The organism is Catenuloplanes nepalensis (assembly GCF_030811575.1).
Classification (GTDB): Bacteria; Actinomycetota; Actinomycetes; order Mycobacteriales; family Micromonosporaceae; genus Catenuloplanes; species Catenuloplanes nepalensis.
Genome location: NZ_JAUSRA010000001.1, coordinates 8,145,223 through 8,160,643, shown reverse-complemented (window position 1 = coordinate 8,160,643; position 15,421 = coordinate 8,145,223). Strand labels below are relative to the sequence as shown.

The following is a 15,421-nucleotide window of genomic DNA, read 5'->3' as shown; positions in this document are numbered from 1 at the left end:
GGCCGTCGCCGAGCTATCGCATGCATAACACCGAATCATCTTCAAGTAGGAGATAAGGTTCCCCCGATCGGCCCAGCCGCCGCGCCGGCCACCCGCTCCCGATCGGGCTGAACGCTCTGACTCACCCCGCCGCGACCCAGTACGGTCGATCCCATGACGTTCGCCCTGGCGCTGCACGGACTGGTGAAGCGGTTCGCGGACAAGGTCGCGGTGGCCGGGGTCGATCTGGAGGTGCCGTCCGGCTCGTTCTACGGCCTGCTCGGGCCGAACGGCGCCGGTAAGACCACCACGCTCTCCATGGCCGTGGGCCTGCTGCGGCCGGACGCCGGCACCGCGACCGTGCTCGGTCACGACGTCTGGTCCGACACGCTGGCCGCCAAGCGGATGCTGGGCGTGATGCCGGACGGCGCGCGGCTGTTCGACCGGCTCACCGGCGCGGAGCTGCTGGCCTGTCACGGGCTGCTGCGCGGCATGCCGGCCGACGTGGTCGACCAGCGGGCCCGCGAACTGCTGGACGTGCTGGCGCTCACCGACGCGGACCGCACGCTGGTGGTGGACTACTCGGCCGGCATGAAGAAGAAGATCGGTCTCGCCTGCGCGCTGCTGCACGGCCCGCGCATGCTCGTGCTGGACGAGCCGTTCGAGGCGGTCGACCCGGTGTCCGCCGCGCTGATCCGGGACATCCTCCAGCGGTACGTGGCGAGCGGCAACACCGTGATCTTCTCCAGCCACGTGATGGAGGTGGTGGAGCGGCTGTGCACGCACGTGGCGATCCTCGCGCAGGGCCGGATCCTGACCGCGGGCACGATCGCGGACGTCCGGGCCGGTCAGTCGCTGGAGGAGGTCTTCGTGCGGGTGGTCGGCGGGCGCACCGCCACCGGCCAGGAACTCGCATGGCTGTGACGCCGTGGCACTTCGTGCTGCTGAAGCTGCGCGTGATGCGCAACGGGCTGCGTGGGCAGCGGTGGCGGATCGCGCTGTTCGTGATCGGGCTGTTCTTCGGCGCGTGGTTCTCCGTGGTCGGCTTCACGCTCTTCGCCGTCACCGGGTTCAGCCGCGGGCACACCGGCATGGCGCTCGGCGGCGGCCTCGGCGGTGCCGCCGTGGTGCTGGGCTGGCTGCTGATGCCGCTGGTCTTCTTCGGCGTGGACGAGACGCTGGACCCGGCCCGGTTCGCGCTGCTGCCGCTGCGCCGCCGGACGCTGGTCAGCGGCATGTTCGCGGCCGCGCTGGCCGGGGTGCCCGCGCTCGCCACGCTCGCGGCGACGTCCGGCCTGGCCGTGGCCGCGGCGCTGCACGGCGGCGCTGCGGCCGGGCTGGTGCAGTTGGCCGGCGTCGTGGCCGGGCTGCTGCTGTGCGTGTCGCTGAGCCGCGCCACGACCAGCGCGTTCTCCGCGATGCTGCGGTCCCGGCGGGTCCGGGACCTGGCCGCGATCCTGCTGGCCGTGCTGGCCGCGCTGCTCGGGCCGCTGCAGATCGGGCTGCTGGCCGCCGCCCGCACCGCGGACTGGGACGTGTTGGCCGGCGTGGCCCGGGTGCTCGGCTGGACGCCGCTGGCCGCGCCGTACACCGTGGGGCTGGACGTGGTGGAGGGCCGCTGGCTCGCCGTACCCGCGAAGTTTTTGATCATGGGGGTGTCCGTCGCGGTGTTGTTGTGGTGGTGGTCGGCGACGCTGGAGAGCGCGATGGTCGGCACCGCCACCACCACGTCGGGCCGGGGCACCCGGGAGACGCCGGACGCGTCGCCGACCACCCGGCTGTTCCCGCGGCTGCTGCGCGGGCTGCCCCGCAACCGGTTCGGCGCGCTGGTGGCGTTGCAGGTGCGGTACTGGTGGCGGGACACCCGGCGGCGGGCGAACCTGATCACGTTCGCGGTGGTCGGCATGTTCGTGCCGCTGATGGTGAACATCGGCAGCCGGGGCCTGATCGAGGGTACGTCCGCGGTGCCGCCGTCGCTGGCCACGGCGACCGCGTCGATGGTGTTCCTGGGCGTGCTCGGCGGCGTGGGGCTGGCGAACCAGTTCGGGTACGACGGGACCGCGTACGCCGCGAACGTGGTGGCCGGTGTGCCCGGCACGGCCGAGCTGCGTTCCCGGGTGGCCGGCTTCTCCTGCTACCTGGTGCCGCTGATCATGGCGATCCCGGTGGCGCTGGCACTGGTGCTGCACCGGCCGGGCTGGATCCCGTCGATGTGGGGCGCGACCGTGGCCGCCTACGGCTGCGGCGTGGCGATCAACCTGTTCGTCTCCGTGCTGGGCGCGTTCTCGCTGCCGGAGACGTCGAACCCGTTCGCGGTCAACACCGGCGCGGGCGTGACGAAGAGCCTGTTCAGCTTCGCCGCCATGCTCTGCACGCTGCTGCTGTGCGTGCCGGTCTTCGCGGTGTCCACGCTGGCCTCCGACGTCTGGGTGTGGGCCGGGCTGCCGGCCGGGCTGCTCTACGGCGGCGTCGCGCTGTGGCTGGGCTCCGGCTTCGCGGGCCGGCTGCTGGACCGGCGCATGCCCGAGCTGCTCTCCGCGATCTCCCCGCGGCGATGATGAACCCATGACCTCTGAAGACGCGCCGGGCGCCAGGATCCACGCCACCGACCCGTTCGCGACGCCGGACGCGGAGCGGTCGCCGGTGCGACGGCTGCGCGGCCGGCTGGCCTCGCCGGTGACGCTGTGGACCACGCCCGGCCCGGCCGGCCTGACCGTCTCCTCCACGCTGGTGGCGGACGGCGACCCGGCCAGGGTGCTGGGCCTGGTCGACCCGGAGTCGGAGCTGTGGGAGACGGCGGAGGAGACCGGCCGGATCGCGGTCACGCCGCTGGACCCGTCGCACCGGCAGCTGGCGGACCGGTTCGCCGGGCTGATGCCGGCGCCCGGCGGCCTGTTTCGCGCGGACGCGTGGGCCGAGACCGAGTGGGGCCCGGTGCCGGCCGGCAGCGAGACGTGGGCCGGGTGCCGCATCGACGCCGCTCGTGCCTTCGGCTGGGGACTGCTGGTGGAGGCGACGGTCGAGCACGTCGAGGCGGGCGGGGACGCAGGGCCGCTACTGCACTACCGAGGGCGATACCGCGAGCTGAGCGAGCGCTAGACGGCGTGACTCAGGTCACTGAGCGCATCGGCACGTCCGTTCGGCGCACCGCCGCGCCGGGATGACGATCAATACTTCCTCCGCCGGTCCTGCGCTTTCTACGGTGCGGTGCGAAATCGGACCACACGCCCGCGAAGGTGGTGCACCGGAACCATGAGTACGGATACCTCCCCGGACCAGAGCAGATACGTCGCCGTGCAGGAGTCGGAGGAGTTCGCGGGGCTGCGCAAGGCGCTGCGCGGCTTCGTCTTCCCGATGACGGTCGCGTTCTTCCTCTGGTACGCGCTCTACGTCATCCTGTCCGCCTACGCGCGTGACTTCATGGCCATCAAGGTCATCGGCCACATCAACGTGGCGCTGATCTTCGGCCTCCTGCAGTTCGTGACCACGTTCCTGATCGCCTGGCTCTACTCGCGCTACGCGAACAAGCGCCTCGACCCGACCGCGGACAAGATCCGTGCGGAGCTGGAGGGCGACAAGTGAACGACCTGATCTTCGCGGCCGACGCGACGAACACCACCGCGCGCACGCTCACCATCGCCCTGTTCGTCGTCTTCGTGATCTTCACGCTGGGGATCACGGTCTGGGCCAGCCGGCAGACGAAGAGCGCGGCCGACTTCTACGCCGGTGGCCGCTCGTTCTCCGGCTTCCAGAACGGCATGGCGATCGGCGGCGACTACATGTCGGCCGCGTCGTTCCTCGGCATCGCCGGCATCATCGCGCTCTCCGGCTACGACGGCTTCCTCTACTCGATCGGCTTCCTGGTCGCCTGGCTGGTGGCGCTGCTGCTGGTCGCCGAGCTGCTGCGGAACTCCGGCAAGTACACGATGGCGGACGTGCTGGCGTTCCGGATGCGGCAGAAGCCGGTCCGGACCGCGGCCGCGGTCTCCACCATCACGGTGTCGATCTTCTACCTGCTGGCCCAGATGGTCGGCGCGGGCGCGCTGGTGGCGCTGCTGCTCGGCATCAAGCCGGACACGACGTTCCTCGGCATGGACGCGAACGCGGCGAAGCTGCTCACCATCGTGCTGGTCGGCGTGCTCATGATCGTCTACGTGACGATCGGCGGCATGAAGGGCACGACGTACGTCCAGATCGTCAAGGCGTTCCTGCTGATGACCGGCGCGGCCCTGATGACGATCCTGGTCTTCGCCGCGTTCCGGTTCAACCTGTCGTCGCTGCTCGGCGCGGCCGCGGACGCGTCCGGCAAGGGCGACGCGTTCCTCCAGCCCGGCCTTCGGTACGGCGTGGAGTCCGACGACGCGCTGAAGACGCTCTACAGCAAGCTGGACCTGCTGTCGCTCGGCATCGCGCTGGTGCTCGGCACGGCCGGCCTGCCGCACATCCTGATCCGCTTCTACACGGTCCCGACCGCGAAGGCGGCCCGGCAGAGCGTGCTCTGGGCGATCGGCATCATCGGCGTCTTCTACCTGATGACGCTCGCGCTCGGCTTCGGCGCGGCCGCGCTGGTCGGCAGCGAGGCCATCACCGCGCAGGACAAGGCCGGCAACACGGCCGCGCCGCAGCTGGCCCAGGAACTCGGCGAGCGGTACCTCGGCGGCGGCACCGGCGGCTCGGTGCTGCTGGCCGTGATCGCCGCGGTGGCGTTCGCGACCATCCTCGCGGTGGTGGCCGGCCTGACGCTCGCGTCGTCCAGCTCGCTGGCGCACGACTTCTACGCCAACGTGATCAAGGGCGGGCAGGCGTCGGAGCGGCAGGAGGTGCGAGTGGCGAGGATCTCCGCGTTCGGGATCGGCGCGATCTCCATCGTGCTGGCCATCTTCGCGCAGAGCCTCAACGTGGCGTTCCTGGTGGCGCTCGCGTTCGCGGTGGCCGCGTCCGGCAACCTGCCGGCGATCCTCTACTCGCTGTTCTGGAAGCGGTTCAACACCAACGGCGCGGTCTGGGCGATCTACGGCGGCCTGATCACCGCGGTCGGCCTGGTCTTCTTCTCGCCGGTGGTGTCCGGCTCCGCGACCGCGATGTTCCCGAACGCGGACTGGCACTTCTTCCCGCTGTCCAACCCGGGCCTGGTGTCGATCCCGGTCGGCTTCCTCTGCGGCTGGATCGGGACGATCATCTCGAAGGAGCCCGCGGACGCCGGTAAGTACGCGGAGCTCGAGGTCCGGTCGATCACCGGAGCGGGAGCGCACTGACACGGACAGCACGGGGGCGGTCCACAACCGGACCGCCCCTTCGCTGCGTTCGGCGACGACCTATAGTCTGGCGCCATGGTCATTGCCCAGCGTTTCGGAGAGGGCCACCGGGTTCTCGTCACCGGCGGAGCCGGCTTCGTCCCGTCGCACCTTGTCGATGCGTTGATCGGCCGTGGATGCACGGTCGTGGCGCTGGACAACTTCATCACCGGCGCCAAGGACAACCTCGGTCACCTGGCCGACAACCCGCGGTTCACGCTGATCGAGGCGGACATCACCGAGGGTCTGCCGGCGCACCACCCGGCGATCGCGGAGCGGTTCGACGCGATCATGCACATGGCGTCCCCGGCCAGCCCGACCGACTTCGGCACGATCCCGGTGGAGATCCTCCGGGTCGGCTCGATCGGCACGCTCAACCTGCTGGAGCGCGCCACCGCGGACGGCGCCCGGTTCCTGATGGCCTCCACCTCCGAGGCCTATGGCGACCCGCTGGTGCACCCGCAGCCGGAGTCGTACTGGGGCAACGTCAACCCGGTCGGCATCCGCAGCGTCTACGACGAGGCGAAGCGCTTCTCCGAGGCCGCGACGATGGGCTACCACCGCGCCCGGGGCACGGACGTGGCGATCGTCCGCATCTTCAATACGTACGGTCCTCGCATGCGCCCGGACGACGGCCGCGCGATCCCGACGTTCATCAGCCAGGCGCTGCGCGGCGAGCCGATCACCGTGCACGGCGACGGCTCGCAGACCCGCTCGATCACCTACGTGGACGATCTGGTCCGCGGCATCCTGATGCTGCTCGACTCGACCGAGACCGGTCCGATCAACTGCGGCACCGAGCACGAGTTCACGATGCGGCAGCTGGCCGAGAAGATCACCGAGCTGGCCGGCAGCCCGTCCACGGTGAAGTTCGTCGAGCGCACCTCCGACGACCCGGAGAAGCGGCGCCCGGACCTGACGCTGGCCCGCACCAGGCTGGGCTACGAGCCGTCCATCGGGCCCGACGAGGGTCTGAGCAGGACGATCGAATACTTCCGTTCCCGGGTCTGACCTGGGAGTTCGACTCCCTGATTTGTGCCGGTTCACTGTGCGTCGCCGAGCGAAATAGCTTCGGCTACGTACTCTGGACGCATGTCACCCACGGCACAATCTGGATCTTTCGGCGGCGAGTTCCGGCGTGACGCGGCGGGTCCGCGCGCCCGGGCCTCGGCGCCGGGCGGCGGGCCGGTGCGCGGCGGTTCCGTCCGCCCCGGGCGGGACACCGGCCAGTCCGGCGAGTACGGCGGTCCGCGCACCCAGCGGGGCAACTCCACCCGGTCCGGCGGCGGTGGCGGTGGCGAGCCGCCGCGCGGTGGCGGCCGCGGCGTCTACAGCGGCGGGAAGCGGCCGCTGCGTCCCAACTGGAAGCGCATCGCCCTGATCGGCGGCATCGCGCTGCTAATCTTCCTGATCGCGGCCGCGGGCGGCCTCTGGGCGTACGCGTCGAATCTCGACGGCGACCTGAAGCGCACCGACGCGTTCTCCGAACTGCGGGACGGCCGCCCGGAGAAGCCGGTCGACGGCACCATGAACATCCTGCTGGTCGGTAGCGACTCCCGTGACCCGGACGCGCAGAGCGGCGAGGCCAGCGAGTGGCGCAGCGACACGATCATCCTGATGCACGTGCCGGCCGACCACTCCAAGGCCTACCTCGTGTCGATACCGCGAGACCTGTACGTGTCGATCCCGAGCAGTGCCGGCGCGGACTGCGCGGACGGTGCGCCCGACAAGATCAATGCGGCGTTCGCGTTCGGCGGGCTGCCGCTCGCGGTCAAGACCGTGGAGTGCTTCTCGGACGTCCGGATCGACCACGTGGCCGCGATCGACTTCGCCGGCTTCGTAGAGGTGACGGACGCGCTCGGCGGCGTGGACCTGACGGTCGAGCAGGACACCAAGTCGATCCACAAGCCGTTCCGCGTCTTCGAGAAGGGCGTGAACCACATGAACGGCGAGGAGGCGCTCGACTGGATCCGGCAGCGCTACCAGTTCCCGGACGGTGACTTCGCCCGCATGCGGCACCAGCAGGAGTTCCTGAAGGCGCTGATGGACAAGGCCGCGAGTTCCGGCACGCTGACCAACGCCGGCAAGCTGGACGCGTTCCTCAAGGCGACCACGAACGCGATGACCGTGGACGAGAACTTCTCGCTGGTCGACATGGCGCTGGAGTTCCGGAGCCTGCGCAGCGACGACCTGACGTTCATCACCAGCCCGAACCAGGGCAGCGCGGAACGCGACGGGCAGTCCGTGGTGGTCTCCGACCGCGAGCCGGCACTGGCGCTGTACGAGGCGATCGCGAACGACACGATGGTCGACTGGATCAAGACAAACGCAGAGCCACCAGCCAAAACCAATCCGTGATCCTGATTGTCTTCCCAGAGGTTGTTAACTTTTTGGCAACCTCTGGGATCCCCAATGTTTGGCAAACGCGCTTAACTTGACGCGGAAACCGACGGCGTGAGGGGATTTCTCGAGTGGCGGCCAAGCGACGCAAGGACCCGCTGTGGGCGCGACTGATCCTCATCTTCGGCGTGGTGCTGGTGGTGGTGAGCGGCGGCACGCTGGTCGCCGCACAGACCGTGATCAACCAGGCGGAGAGCTCGATCACCCAGGGCTCGCTGCTGGAGGGTGACGCGGCCGCGGCGGACGGCGAGTCGGGCAACAACATCGACGGCGCGGTCAACCTGCTGCTGGTCGGCATCGACGCGCGCGAGGAGGGCTCCTCCGTCACGTCGGTCCTCTCCGACACGATCATCATCCTGCACATCCCGGAGACGCACGACCAGGCCTACCTGATCTCGATCCCGCGCGACTGGCGGGTGGAGATGCCGGCGTACGACAAGGTGGGCTTCGTCGGCGCCACCGGGAAGATCAACTCCGCGTTCTCCTACGGCTACGAGGGCGACGGCACGGAGCTGGAGAAGCGCAGCCGCGGCATGGCGGTGCTCTCCAACACGCTCAACAAGATCACCGGCATCAGGTTCAACGGCGCCGCGATCATCGACTTCAACGGGTTCGCCAGCCTGATCCACGCGATGGGCGGCGTCGACATGTGCGTCGACGAGGCCGCCGAATCGGCCCACCTCGGCGTCGACGCGAACGGCAAGCTCGTCCAGGGGTGGTACTCGGAGACGTACGGCATCCAGCTCCCCGAGGGCGTGAAGCCGCTGGTCCACGAGAAGGGCTGCCGCCTGATGAACTCGACCGAGGCCCTGGACTACGCGCGCATCCGCAAGAGCCTCAGCGACGGCGACTACGGCCGCCAGCGCCACCAGCAGCAGCTGATCAAGGCGATCGCCAAGAAGGCCACCTCCAGCGGCGTCCTCACCGACCTGGGCAAGCTCAACGACCTGACCAAGGCCGCGGGCGAGGCGTTCGTGCTGGACACCGGCGGCATCGCCCCGGCCGACTTCATCTTCACGCTCAAGGGCGTCGCCGCGAACGACCTGATGCTCATCAAGACGAACGCCGGCAACCTGAACTCGGTGACCATCGACGGCCAGTCCTTCGAGCAGCTCGACGGCGAGTCGATGGACATGCTGGCCGCCGCGAAGTCCGGCACGCTCGGCACCTTCCTGATCGAGCACCCCCAGTTCATCGCCAAGTCCAGCTAGGCCGCCCCACAGCCAAGACCTCCAAAGCCCGTCTTCCCGCTTCCGGCGTGGCCACTTCCGCATACTCCCGCGGAGGTGACCGCGCTGGGAGCGGGAAGACGGGTTGGGGGTCGGGGTTCTGAGGTCGGGGTGGGGAGCGCAAATCGGGCAGGCTCGTTACATCAGGTGATGTCCGTATCGTCACCACCTGGGAGAGTCTGGCATGCATGTCCGGTACCGCCCTGACGCTCCGGCCGTGGCGCCCGCCTGGAACGCGCCCACCCGGGTGCAGACGATCATCCGGCCGATCATGGCGCCGGAGCGGGCACCGAAGCCGCAGCTCGGGCCGGAGCCAGGGCCGGGAGCGGGGCCGGAAACGAAGCCGGCGAGGGGGCGTCGGCGGCGGAGGCGCAGTCCGCTGTGGGCGCGGCTGGGCGTGGCGTTCGGGGTGGTGCTGCTGGTGCTGAGTGGTGGGGCGCTGGCCGGGGCGCAGGTGCTGATCGGGCGGGCGACGCAGAACATCGCCCAGGGCAACCTGCTCGGGGACGGGAGCAAGAGCGCGGCGGAGGGCGGCGCGAGCATGGACGGCGCGATCGACATGCTGCTGCTCGGCGTGGACGTGCGGGAGAGCTGGGAGGAGAACAACACGCGCGCGGACACGATCGTCATTCTGCACATTCCGGCCACGCACGATCGCGCGTTCCTCATCTCGGTGCCGAGGGACACGCTGGCGGAAATCCCGCCGCTCGAGAGGAACGACTTCGCCGGCGCCACCGCCAAGATCAATGACGCGTTCTACTACGGCGCGCAGAACGGTGGCGGCTGGGCCGGTGGCGCGCAACTGATGGCCGAGACGCTGAAGGGCGCGACCGGGATCGGTTTCGACGGTGCCGCGATCATCGACTTCGGCGGCTTCAAGAACGTGATCGACGAGCTCGGCGGCGTGCGGATGTGCGTGGACGAGCGGACCGTCTCGCACCACATGGTGCTGGTCGACGGCGAGCAGGTCTACAAGGCCGACGCGCGGCGGGCCGGGAAGCGCTGGGCGGCCGAGCCGGTCGTCTACGGCAAGGGGTGCCAGCAGATGAACGGCACCCAGGCGCTCGACTTCTCCCGGCAGCGCTACGGCCTGAGCGACGGCGACTACGGCCGGCAGCGGCACCAGCAGCAGATGATCAAGGCGATCGTGCGGAAGGCCGCGAGCAGCGGCATCACCGCCAACCCACTGCGGGTCGACCAGCTCATCCAGGCCGCGGGTACGGCGTTCACGCTGGACACCGGCGGCATCCCGGTGGCGGACTTCATCTTCACGCTCAAGGGCGTGGCGGTCGGCGACCTGATGACACTGAACACCAACGGCGGAAGATTCAACCCGGTGAGCGTCGGCGGTACGGAATACGAGCAGCTCTCCGACCTGAGCCAGCGGATGTTCGAGGCGGTCCGGGAGGACCGGCTGACCGAGTTCGTGATCGAGAACCCCGAGGTTATTTCCCGAAGCTGACCCGCCGTACGCTGGAGGCGTGTTTGGATCTCAGGTTCCCAGCGTGACCGCCACCGAGGTGCCGGACGGCGCCTACCTGCTCGACGTGCGTGAGCAGGACGAATGGGACGCCGGCCACGCGCCCGGCGCCCACCACCTGCCGATGCAGGAGATCCCGGTCCGGATCGCGGAGGTGCCGGCCGACGGCGACGTGGTCGTGGTCTGCCGGGTCGGCGGCCGCAGCTCGCAGGTGGTGAACTACCTGCTGCAGAACGGCTGGGACAACGTCCGCAACCTGAGCGGCGGGATGAAGGCGTGGGAAGCCGCCGCACGCGAGGTGGTCACCGACGACGGAAATCCGGCCCGGGTCGTCTGAAGCCCGAGCGGGTGGTCACCGACGACGGGAATCCCGCCTGAGTCATCTGACGCCCGGCGCGTCAAGTGTGACGCTCGGCGCCCTCCGCCGACCGGCCACTGCGGCGACCCCCCACAGCGAGGCAGACTCATAGCATGCCGGACCGTCCCGACTATGCCGCGTTCATCGCCGGGCACACCGCGGTCATCAACATGATCAACTCGGGTGCGTCCGGGGTCACCGCCCTGAACCGCCTGCTGGAGGTCGTGCAGACGGCTCTCGGTGCGCACGGCGTCTCGTTCGCGGAGTACGGGCCGAGCCGCGGCCGGATCGTGGCCACCAGCGGCGCGTCCAGCTGGGCACTCGGCCGCGTGGTCGACCACGCCGACCCGTCCATCGCCCGGCTGCTGTCCGGCCCGGCGACGAGCGAGGTGGGCCTCACCGCGCTGCCCAAGGACGTGGCGGAGCAGTTCACCTCGCGCGGCATCCGGCGCATGCTCGGCGCCCGGGTGGAGGCCGGCGGTCTCGCGCTCGGCACGCTGCACGCGTTCTTCACGGACGACGAGCCCAGCTCGCCGGAGGCGCACGCGCTGCTGGGTTACGTCGCGGTCTCCGTCGCGCACCTCTACGGCGACCAGTCCGGCCTGCCGGTGCACGGCGACGGACCGGTCGTGGCCGCGCTCGCGGACGGGCTGGCGATCGTCGACTCGCAGGGCTACGTCCGGCTGTGGAACCCCGCGGCCGAGCGGGTCACCGGCCGGACCGCCGCGCAGGCGCTGAACCGGCCGCTGCCGTTCCCGGCGCCGCCGACCGGCCGGGTGATCGACCACCGCCTGCCGGACGGCCGCTGGATGAAGATCGCGGCCGGGGACCTGCCGGGCCGCTCGTACTCGCGCGTGGTCACGTTCCGCGACATCAGCGACCAGAACCAGCTCAACCACGACTGGGACCTGTTCCTCGCGGTCACCAGCCACGAGCTGCGCACGCCGGTCACCGTGATCAAGGGGTACGCGGACACGCTCACCGGCCACTGGGACGCGCTGGCGGACGCGGACCGCCGCGAGGCCGCCCGCGCGATCGGCCAGCGCTCCACCGACCTGGCCCGGCTGGTCGACCGCCTGCTGGCCACGACCGGCGGTCTCGGGCCGGTCGGCGGCTCGGCTCCGGTGCCGTTCGACGTGGTCGACGCGCTCCGCGCGGCCGTCACCGGCCTCCCCTCCGACCTGCGCCGCCGGATCACGCTCGACCTGCCTGAGGATCTGCCGAAGGCGTTCGGCGACCGGGCCGCGATCGCCACCGTGGTCACCGAGCTGGCGACGAACGCGGGGAAGTACGCGGAGGGTGACTCGCCGATCGAACTGACCGCGGAGGCGGACGAGCAGACGGTCGCGTTCCGGATTAGCGACCGCGGTATCGGGGTACGTCCTGAGCACGTGGAACGCGCATTCGACCGCTTCTGGCAGGGCGAATCGGGCGACCACCGTCGCTATCCCGGCGCCGGGCTCGGACTGTTCCTGGTCCGCCGGATCGTGGAGCGGCAGAACGGATGGGCCTCCATCCGGCCACGGCCGGGCGGCGGCGCGATCGCAGAGGTGCGCCTCCCCCGCGGCTGACGCGGCCGGGGCCACGGTCGAGATGTGCGAGGGGGCGGCGGATGACGGCCGTGCAGCAGGAGAACGGGAGCGTCCGGTCCCGCAGCCTGGAGGTGCCGCATCACGCCCAGGGTGTCCGGGCCGCCCGGCGCCAGCTCACCCGGGAGCTGACCGGGTCGATCGCCGCGAGTCTGCTGTGCGACGTGGTCACCGTGGTGGCGGAACTGCTCAGCAACGCGATACGGCACGCGCGGCCGCTGCCCGGCGGCGTGATCCGGCTCAGCTGGCGGCTGCGCCGCACCGCCGGTGACGCGCGCGTGCTGGAGGTCCGGGTGACCGACGGCGGCGCCGCGACCGGCCCGCGCATGCGCCCGGCCGGACCGCGCTCGATCGACGGACGCGGCCTGGGCATCGTGGCCGCGATGGCTCGCTGCTGGGGCACCGACCGGGACGCCTCCGGCCACTCGGTGTGGGCCGAGTTCAGCCTCGCCTGATCGAAATTCCCGCTCCCGGGTTCGTGCCGGACGAGACGCCCCGCGGGCCGACCGCCTAGGCTGGGTCGCCGTGAGCAAGCGCCGTAGGAACACTCAGTCCGCCGCCGACGCGGCACCCAAGCGCCAGAAGGTCCGGGACATCTTCGTGCACCGGCCGTTCGAAGGGCTGGCCGACGAACCGGAATGGGTCGCGCTGCGCGAACTGGTCCCGGCCGCGTCCGCCCCGCTGCGCCTGGCCCCCGATCTGGTGGAGAAGTACGGCGAGCGCACCGTCACGCTCGCGACCGTGCTCCCGATGGCCTGGCCGGCGATGACCCGCCCGGACGGCAGCGTCTTCATCGGCCTGCAGCGGCACATCCAGTCCGGCGACGTCTCCCGGGACCTGGCCGCCGCGCTGCTCTCGGCGCTTTCGACCACGCCGGGCAACACCGTCGCCGTGCCCGCGCTGCCCGGGCCCGGCCCGCGGCTGCAGGACGTGCTGGTGGACGGTCCACTGGAGATCGCCATGCACGACGGCTTCGAGTTCTGGCTGGAGGAGGGCGCGTCCGACGACCCGTCGGTGAAGGCGTCGCTGGAGCGGGCGAACGCGTCCGTCTACCCCACGGTGCGGCTCGCCGCGGCGCCCGCCGCCTACTGGTGCCGCGTGCCGGAGAAGTCGCACGTGCGGTGGGTGCTGCCGGACGGCGAGGACGCGGCGCTGAACGCGCTGGCCCGGCTGAGCGCGGCCGGTGAGCTGAAGCTGGGCGAGGAGACGAAGTTCGCCGGCATGTTCCGCGCGCACGGTCTGCTGGTGCCGGTGTGGGACTTGCCGGTGGAGCCCGCCGGCCCGGAGTGGGAATCCCCACTCGCGGACTTCGCGAAGCGGTACGCGGAGGCGCTCACCGACGACACTCTGGACAGTGCCGCCCGGCGCGCCAAGCAGGGCCTCCTCGGCCGTCAGCTCACTCTTCGCTGATCTTTACCGAGCTTTTCGGACAGTCGGCTCGCGGCGGTGTGCGCCATGTGGGAAAAAGGTGAATAGCGCGGATTCACGTCTCACTCCGCAGAATTCAGGGGACTGGGTCTTGCATCTGTGCCGGGTCAACCACGTACCGTAGTGTCACGACAACCAATGGGACCTTTTGCCGGAGGTACCGATGTCTGTCTTTTCCGCTCGTACAACCGTCCCCACTCAACGTGCGCTCACCGCCGGCGAGACCCGTCCCCACCAGGACGACGGACTCCCGGTTCCGCTGGACGCCGTGCGCCCGGGCCCCATGGAGTGGGCCCGACGCCGCCGTGCCGAGCGGGATGCACGCCGGATCGAGGCCGCCGGCCACCGCGCTCTGTCGCGGCTGGACCGTCTCGGCCCCGCCTGGCACATCGTCGACTGGCCGCGTGCCGACATGCCGAGTCAGCTGCTGGACCTGGACGCTCAGGACGAGCGCGCCGGGTTCCTGGCGATCGGCCCGGGCGGCATCTTCGCCGTCGCGGTCGCGGATCACGGCCGGGCCCGCGTGCTCATCGCGGGCGACGTCGTGCAGATCAACGGGAAGCGCCCCAACTACGTGGCCGAGGCCAAGCGCGACGCCAAGCGCGCCGCCAAGGCCCTCTCCGCCGCGGTCGGCCACACGATCCCGGTCACGCCCGTGCTCACCTTCGTGGGGACCGGTGTGATCAGCGTCTACGGCCTGCCGAAGGACTGTCTCGTCGCCACCGACCGTGAGCTGGACCGGCTCCTGGTCGCCGGTGGCGCGCGGATCAGCGCGGAGACCGCCACCAAGCTCACCGCGGTGGCCGAGCACCCGTCGACCTGGCTCAACGCGCCCTATCGGGCCGCAGCCGACAACTACCGGTGGTACGCCGAAGGCCGGACCGCGGCTGACAAGCGCACGCCGCGCCGGTAACGTTTCAAAGACGCCACGAACGACGCCCGCGCGGGCAGGACGGCAGGGCTGATCACCGCATTCCGGTGACCGGCGGCGCCGCCCGGCCCGCCACGGGCCGTTCGGCCCCGGGTCCTCGTGACGCCGGTCCGTTCGGCCCCGAGTTCGTGTGGATCCGGGTCCGTTCGAGTCCGGGTCTGTCGGCATCCCGCCACGGCCGAGGCGATCTTTCGGGGCTAGAGTTGTCGAGTCCGGCCCGCCACGGTCCGTCGACACAGGGGTTGGGAGGCGTGTGTTGGCACACCAGATCGAGCTGTCGCTCTCCGGGCACCAGTTCGCGTCGCCGGTCACCGCGCATCCGTCCGGCATGGCGGGGTGGGCCGCGGTCGCGGCGTCCGCCACCGAGCACTGCCTGGTCATCGACACCGACCTGGCGATCGTCGCGGCGTCGCCGTCCTGCTGCGCGCTGCTCGGCATGGGTGACCCGAGCGAGGTGGTCGGCCGTCCGCTGCTCGACGTGCTGCGCCTGATCGACTTCACCGCCAACCGCAACGCGCTCACCGAGTCGGACATCGACAAGATCCCGCCGCTGCTCGCGGTCACGTCCGGCCGCCTGGCCCGCGGCCTGATGCGCGTCGACGGCGCGGCCGAGCCCGGCACGGACGAGACCGTCGACGGCATCGCCACTCCCCTGTTCCAGGACACGGTGGTCAGCGGCTCCCTGACGTTCTTCGCGCAAATCACGTAAGTTTTGGGTCCTGGCATTCCGGCG

At 70.6% G+C, this 15,421-nt stretch carries 14 protein-coding genes and 1 pseudogene; all 15 read left to right on the top strand.

What is annotated here, in order from left to right; all coding sequences use genetic code 11:
- Window positions 1–153 precede the first annotated feature (153 nt).
- A complete protein-coding gene (locus J2S43_RS35355; protein WP_306836601.1) occupies window positions 154–903 on the top strand; it encodes an ABC transporter ATP-binding protein in 750 nt (249 codons plus the stop codon).
- Complete coding sequence (locus J2S43_RS35350; RefSeq protein ID WP_306836599.1) at window positions 894–2,537, top strand: ABC transporter permease; 1,644 nt, start codon at window positions 894–896, stop codon at window positions 2,535–2,537. The genes J2S43_RS35355 and J2S43_RS35350 overlap by 10 nt, the downstream gene beginning before the upstream one ends.
- Window positions 2,538–2,559: 22 nt before the next feature.
- Window positions 2,560–3,078, top strand: a pseudogene (locus J2S43_RS35345) (flavin reductase family protein); the annotation flags it as partial.
- A gap of 153 nt (window positions 3,079–3,231) precedes the next feature.
- The gene (locus tag J2S43_RS35340) at window positions 3,232–3,561 is read left to right on the top strand and encodes a DUF485 domain-containing protein (RefSeq protein ID WP_306836597.1); all 330 of its coding nucleotides are present in this window, start codon (window positions 3,232–3,234) and stop codon (window positions 3,559–3,561) included.
- Between the two features lie 5 nt (window positions 3,562–3,566).
- A complete protein-coding gene (locus J2S43_RS35335; RefSeq protein WP_370881814.1) occupies window positions 3,567–5,234 on the top strand; it encodes a monocarboxylic acid transporter in 1,668 nt (555 codons plus the stop codon).
- A 75-nt stretch (window positions 5,235–5,309) separates the two neighbouring features.
- Window positions 5,310–6,284 carry an NAD-dependent epimerase/dehydratase family protein gene (locus tag J2S43_RS35330; RefSeq protein WP_306836593.1) on the top strand — a complete coding sequence of 325 codons (975 nt, stop codon included), beginning with the start codon at window positions 5,310–5,312 and terminating at the stop codon, window positions 6,282–6,284.
- Between the two features lie 81 nt (window positions 6,285–6,365).
- Complete coding sequence (locus J2S43_RS35325) at window positions 6,366–7,631, top strand: LCP family protein (protein WP_306836592.1); 1,266 nt, start codon at window positions 6,366–6,368, stop codon at window positions 7,629–7,631.
- Window positions 7,632–7,744: 113 nt separating this feature from the next.
- The gene (locus J2S43_RS35320; RefSeq protein ID WP_306836591.1) at window positions 7,745–8,884 is read left to right on the top strand and encodes an LCP family protein; all 1,140 of its coding nucleotides are present in this window, start codon (window positions 7,745–7,747) and stop codon (window positions 8,882–8,884) included.
- 235 nt (window positions 8,885–9,119) lie between these two features.
- A complete protein-coding gene (locus J2S43_RS35315; RefSeq protein ID WP_306836589.1) occupies window positions 9,120–10,364 on the top strand; it encodes an LCP family protein in 1,245 nt (414 codons plus the stop codon).
- A gap of 19 nt (window positions 10,365–10,383) precedes the next feature.
- Complete coding sequence (locus J2S43_RS35310; RefSeq protein WP_306836587.1) at window positions 10,384–10,719, top strand: rhodanese-like domain-containing protein; 336 nt, start codon at window positions 10,384–10,386, stop codon at window positions 10,717–10,719.
- A 134-nt stretch (window positions 10,720–10,853) separates the two neighbouring features.
- On the top strand, window positions 10,854–12,311 hold the full coding sequence (locus tag J2S43_RS35305) for a sensor histidine kinase (RefSeq protein WP_306836585.1): 1,458 nt from the start codon (window positions 10,854–10,856) through the stop codon (window positions 12,309–12,311).
- A gap of 41 nt (window positions 12,312–12,352) precedes the next feature.
- The gene (locus J2S43_RS35300) at window positions 12,353–12,784 is read left to right on the top strand and encodes an ATP-binding protein (RefSeq protein WP_306836583.1); all 432 of its coding nucleotides are present in this window, start codon (window positions 12,353–12,355) and stop codon (window positions 12,782–12,784) included.
- A gap of 70 nt (window positions 12,785–12,854) precedes the next feature.
- Entirely contained in the window at window positions 12,855–13,739 is an 885-nt protein-coding gene (locus J2S43_RS35295; protein WP_306836581.1) for a DUF5926 family protein, read from the top strand.
- Between the two features lie 181 nt (window positions 13,740–13,920).
- Complete coding sequence (locus J2S43_RS35290) at window positions 13,921–14,670, top strand: hypothetical protein (protein WP_306836579.1); 750 nt, start codon at window positions 13,921–13,923, stop codon at window positions 14,668–14,670.
- Window positions 14,671–14,944: 274 nt separating this feature from the next.
- On the top strand, window positions 14,945–15,397 hold the full coding sequence (locus J2S43_RS35285) for a PAS domain-containing protein (RefSeq protein WP_306836576.1): 453 nt from the start codon (window positions 14,945–14,947) through the stop codon (window positions 15,395–15,397).
- The last annotated feature ends 24 nt before the right edge of the window (window positions 15,398–15,421 follow it).

Coding starts and splice junctions, on each gene's coding strand:
- J2S43_RS35290 (WP_306836579.1), top strand. CDS start 13,921: ATGTCTGTCTTTTCCGCTCGTACAACCGTCCCCACTCAACGTGCGCTC.
- J2S43_RS35325 (WP_306836592.1), top strand. CDS start 6,366: ATGTCACCCACGGCACAATCTGGATCTTTCGGCGGCGAGTTCCGGCGT.
- J2S43_RS35300 (WP_306836583.1), top strand. CDS start 12,353: ATGACGGCCGTGCAGCAGGAGAACGGGAGCGTCCGGTCCCGCAGCCTG.
- J2S43_RS35340 (WP_306836597.1), top strand. CDS start 3,232: ATGAGTACGGATACCTCCCCGGACCAGAGCAGATACGTCGCCGTGCAG.
- J2S43_RS35330 (WP_306836593.1), top strand. CDS start 5,310: ATGGTCATTGCCCAGCGTTTCGGAGAGGGCCACCGGGTTCTCGTCACC.
- J2S43_RS35350 (WP_306836599.1), top strand. CDS start 894: ATGGCTGTGACGCCGTGGCACTTCGTGCTGCTGAAGCTGCGCGTGATG.
- J2S43_RS35305 (WP_306836585.1), top strand. CDS start 10,854: ATGCCGGACCGTCCCGACTATGCCGCGTTCATCGCCGGGCACACCGCG.
- J2S43_RS35355 (WP_306836601.1), top strand. CDS start 154: ATGACGTTCGCCCTGGCGCTGCACGGACTGGTGAAGCGGTTCGCGGAC.